Source organism: Legionella sp., from assembly GCF_965140895.1.
Taxonomy (GTDB): domain Bacteria; phylum Pseudomonadota; class Gammaproteobacteria; order Legionellales; family Legionellaceae; genus Legionella.
Genome location: NZ_CBCSKT010000042.1, coordinates 1 through 4,782, shown reverse-complemented (window position 1 = coordinate 4,782; position 4,782 = coordinate 1). Strand labels below are relative to the sequence as shown.

Genomic DNA, 4,782 nt, shown 5'->3' with positions numbered 1-4,782 from the left:
AAAGAGGGTGATGTTCTTTGGTTTGAAAAGGGAGTTTAACGGATGTTAGAATCTTTTTTGATTAAATTTAAAACACGGCTGTGTTTTTTAGGCTGGCATACTATTTAAGCGGGAATCGCTGGACAAACCAGTGCTATCTGGATAAACCCTCTATAATGGAGTAGAATACAAGCTCTTAGTGTATCACGGAACAGGACAAGTCGCCGACTTTGTCGGCCTGAGCGCCTACGGCGCCTTGACAGTGCCGGTTCGTTTGGTGCAGATTTAAGGATAGGTTGGTGAGGACCTTGCTGGATGAGCCCCTTTATCGAGCAAAAAATCATACAGCTCCTTATTATTTTCCGGATCAACGAGATCCAGGGGGGTTTGCCCGGAGCTTGTATCTGGATTAACTTCTATCTTTTGTTCATCAACCAACCAGCTTACCAAGTCTAAGCTAGCTGATTGTACGGCATAGTGGAGCACTGTATGCCCATTGCGATCACTTAAATTTGTCTGAGCTCCACATTTGATGAGATGTTGTATTTCCTGAAGAAGGCCTCGTTGTGCAAGGAACATGAGCGGGGTTCTTTCTTCCTTATCTGTTTTATTGATATCTTTCGTTTTAGCACAGCAGGCCTCTATCATTTCTCTATCACCATAGAGACAGGCATAATGTAATGCATTTTGACCTTTGCTATCAGTTAATTCTGATGAACCTTTGAGTTCCAGTAATAACCAGATGCGCTCAACTGGGGCATTTAAAATAGCCGTGTGTATAGGATAACTGTGGGCATTATTAGCGATGTTAGCGAGGTCGGGATAAACCTCTAAAAAATGACTCATTAATTTGGAAAATTCATTGTTTTCCTCTTCTGTGTCAAAGGTATGGCTTACCATTTGATGTAATATAGTATTTCCACTTTTATCTTGATGTGCAATATTTTTTTCTTGTTGTAATAATAATTGAAATAACTTAATTTTATTGGAAATGAATTCTGGTGAATATTGCATGGGTATCACAAGGGTGCTAAACAAAGGATGTTGTTTTTGTTTATTTTCTAGCTGGGAATCTGCACCCAAATAGAGTAGAACTTTCGCAACAGCAGTATTTCCTTCTAAAGCAGCTATATGCAATGGGAGCTGCCCATTAGCATTAGGTGCATTAAGTAATGGTCTATTTTCTCCTATATTTGGTTTTGAGGTTTTTATTTTACGAGAGAAATTTTTTTCAAACCAGGTATTAAATAAAGTCCAATCTGCTTGGTAAGGTTCCATAGGTTTTCCTTTTGTTGTCAGTGGTAAATCAGCGTTCATTGCTATTATCTCTTAAATTCATTGGTTTGTATTTCTTCCGAGATATTTTCTTCTGGTTGTTCACATTGTTCTTTAAATTTATTTTTAAAATCCTTAAAGCTCTGGGCTGCTTTTTTCTCATCAATGTCACCTTTATCTGTAAGGTGTATTTTGCCATCGTGGAGTAGTGAGCGTCGTGAAGCAAGTTGCTTTAGTACATTATCCACTTCTGGGGTTTGTTTATTGCTTACAAAGTGACAACGAGCTTCCAGAGGAACTTTAGCCATTTCTCCTTCTATCCTATCGGCTTTTGCATTCATACCTATGGTAAATAGATTTGCTTCTTCTCGGAAATTATTAACGATGCTTCTTATTTTTGCTACTGCTGCATTTTTTTGCAAGTTTTCAGTCATTTCCTGTATTTCTGTGATGATTTTTTCTTGAGCTGCTGGAGAGAGGGCTCTTATAAATTTTTGCTCTTGTTTCTCAATGTATTCTGTCATTTGTCTGTCGTTATTTCCAAACTTTAATTTATCAAGCTCGTCTATCGCTACGTTATATCTTTTTCTCCGTTCTATAGAGGGACTTTCGTTGCGTAAAATTTGGATGATTTGTTCTCTTTCATCTGAGTTAGCTGTTTTAAATTCCTGAGCGCTGTTTTGGATAAACTCATCTATTATTTTATTGGTTTTTTGACCGTTTGATTTTAAGGAATGAAGTGTGGCAATAACAGTTTCATAATCTAGCCTTTGTTTTACGTTCTGAGCTAGTTCATCAAGTTTTTTGGGGTCTGCATTTCTAAGTAGCTTTTGCTCTTCTTGTATATAATGCTTTATTGATTTCTGGTGCTCGCGGGAGCCAGTTTGTAATGTATTCAAGGTAGTTAACTGGTCAATAATTGTTAATCTGGTTAAGGCCTCATTGACTGGCATACGGCTTTTAGGATCTGGTTGTGCTAATCCTTCAATAAGCTGTCTGTAATCTGTGCCAAAACGGCTCTTTTGAAAGAACTCATAATCAAACTCAAAATCTGCACCGTTGTCTTCGTCTACATATTCTTCACCTGTAGTATAGAGGTATAAGTTTTTTCCTAAGAGGTAGGAATGGGTTTTACTGGCATCAAAAGTAGCACTAGAAAATTCAGGCGGAATAAAGCCTTGGGTACTTGTTAATCCATAATATTTATAGGGTTCCCTGCGATCAGTACGAGTAATTTGTCCGGCGTTAGTAAAAAGAAAGCTTTTAGTATCTGCAAGGCGCACGTTACCATTGTCGTCAATTAGCCAGTTAGTCATTTTAGCGTCAGGAAAGGCACAACCAGCTTGTTCAATTTTTAAAAAGGTAGAAGACATTTGGGTAAAAATTTTTGCAGTATTCTGCTCTATTTGATGTAGAGTAATGGGGCGTTGATCTATCAAATTACCATCAGAATAAAATTCAGTTACTTGCAGGGTTCTACCTATTATAGCTTTAGAGTTAGAATCCGCATAAAAGACCATTCGTTCTGTATGTATAGGGGCAAAAACCTCAGGGATACTATGACGTAATTGGGCTTCAACTTCTCTAGGCATATTGAGGCGATTATCTACTTTGAGTACGGCTTCATAGCCATCAGCCAGGCGCGTTACTTTAAAGTTTTGAGAGTTTCCTCCTCCTAAAAAACTGAGCTGATGGGTATTAAGAAAGACCATAAAGTCTTGTGCTTCCTTACTATTATCAGTGGCGTCATATAAAGTTTTTAATTCAGAACCTAACTTGCTGTTTCTTCCTTTGTTTAAAATGCTCAACAATTTATTGGCTTTTTCCGGAGACATATTCGCAATGACTTCGTTCAGCAAAGGTTGCTCTGTTGTGGTATTAAGTAAAGAGGTTTGTCCAAGACTTGCATATTGATACTTGATTTCCTTAAACAAATTTTCTTGAACTAATCGAAAATCTGTGGCTTTTTCAAACATAGTCATTGGGTATTTGTAATTAAACTCTTGTAGTTTTGTTTTTATATTTTGAAGATGGTCTAGTTTTTTTTCTAGCGTAGGGGCTCCATTATAGTGCTTTATAGAGGCATTTATAGCGGTAATGAGATTGTCTACAGCATTTTTAGGAAATGAGCTGGCATTGCAGGTTTTAATTTCCAGCATCTTTTTCATGGGATAAGAGATGGGGGATCTGTTAGGCATAAGTTTTTCCAGAAGTACTAACTCTTTTGTTTAGTATAGTTGTTTTTTAATCTTACTGCGGAAAAACGGACACTAATTTGTTAAGATTTATGAACTAACAAGGGCTTTGTCGCAAAAAAATAAGGGCTGGTTTACAATCGGTGCCATCAATACCAAGGGTGGTACTAATATGATTAGTTTCAAATGGCGTCATTTTAAGCAGGATATTATCTTAATGCTGGTCAGATGGTATCTGGCATATTCCATGAGTTATCGTAATATTGAAGAGTTAGCTTTGGAGCGTGGTCTAAAAGTAGACCACTCCACCGTTAATCGCTGGGTTATAGACTTTTCCCATCAATTGGAAGAAACATTTCGTAAGCGCCACAAACGCCCTGTTGGGTGGTTTGTTCGTCCAGATCACTGTGAGACAAATTAAATACCTCAATAATATTGTGGAGCAAGACCATCGATTCATTAAAAAAATTACCCAGCCAATGAAGGGATTTAAATCATTTCATTCTGCAGAAGCCACCTTATCTGGTATTGAACTACACCACATGCTCAGGAAAAACCAGCATACCCAATCGGCCAATCAAACTATTTTTGAACAGTTCTATGGACTGGCGGCATAAACTCGCCCAAAATAAATCCGGCCGTCGACTAAAAATATTTTTGCGACAAAGCCCTTATCATTGGTATGCACTTCATTCAATTTAATATTCTCTTTATTATTTTAAGATGATCCACCAGCCCACTTAGGGCTGGAAAGGCTCATTTATTTCCGCATCATTTCTGTCCACCCAAAAAATTTCTTTTCCTATTTCCTGGGCCATTTTATTGCTGTATTTATAGAGTTGAATTTCATGAAATTGAATTAAATGGGCAAGCAATACTGATTCTAAATAAATCCAACTAAGTTTCCCATATTCATTGGCATTTTTTAAAAAGTCAAAAGTGGATTTAAATTCTTCATATACTCACCTTTGAGATAATATAATGCACATAGTGGCCTGAGTGTGAATGGTGCAACAAAGTGGTTTCAAATACCACTATTAATTTTGGCTTTGCACAGGACAATTTTTTAAATGAGCAAAATAAAATAAGAGATAACTCGCCGATTTCAAGATGATTTCATATAATCCACTTCGACTAAAAAGAGGGGTGTGTTAGTTTTAAGGAGCTTTATCTTATTACATCTGTTGCTTATCAACTATTATTGTTTTGGTTTGTTTATTTGGATTTTGCTTAGCGCATATAAATTGCGCGATTGCAGTTATTGTCAAATCTGGTGTACAGCCTTAGGCGGCCTTCCTGTCTGATTGCTCGACAACCTGTACTCCATCTTTAA

The 4,782-nt window shown here is 37.1% G+C and carries 2 protein-coding genes and 1 pseudogene; 1 reads left to right on the top strand and 2 read right to left on the bottom strand.

The genetic code is table 11. The features are described 5' to 3' along the window. Nucleotides 1-264: 264 nt before the first annotated feature. Entirely contained in the window at nucleotides 265-1,296 is a 1,032-nt protein-coding gene (locus tag ACQY7T_RS05765) for an ankyrin repeat domain-containing protein (RefSeq protein ID WP_428411931.1), read from the bottom strand. A 5-nt stretch (nucleotides 1,297-1,301) separates the two neighbouring features. Further along, the gene (locus ACQY7T_RS05760) at nucleotides 1,302-3,413 is read right to left on the bottom strand and encodes a hypothetical protein (protein ID WP_428411929.1); all 2,112 of its coding nucleotides are present in this window, start codon (nucleotides 3,411-3,413) and stop codon (nucleotides 1,302-1,304) included. A 208-nt stretch (nucleotides 3,414-3,621) separates the two neighbouring features. Between ACQY7T_RS05760 and ACQY7T_RS05755 the strand changes: the two are divergent. Further along, nucleotides 3,622-4,066, top strand: a pseudogene (locus ACQY7T_RS05755) (IS6 family transposase). Nucleotides 4,067-4,782 lie beyond the last annotated feature (716 nt).

Coding starts and splice junctions, on each gene's coding strand:
- ACQY7T_RS05765 (WP_428411931.1), bottom strand. CDS start 1,296: ATGAACGCTGATTTACCACTGACAACAAAAGGAAAACCTATGGAACCT.
- ACQY7T_RS05760 (WP_428411929.1), bottom strand. CDS start 3,413: ATGCTGGAAATTAAAACCTGCAATGCCAGCTCATTTCCTAAAAATGCT.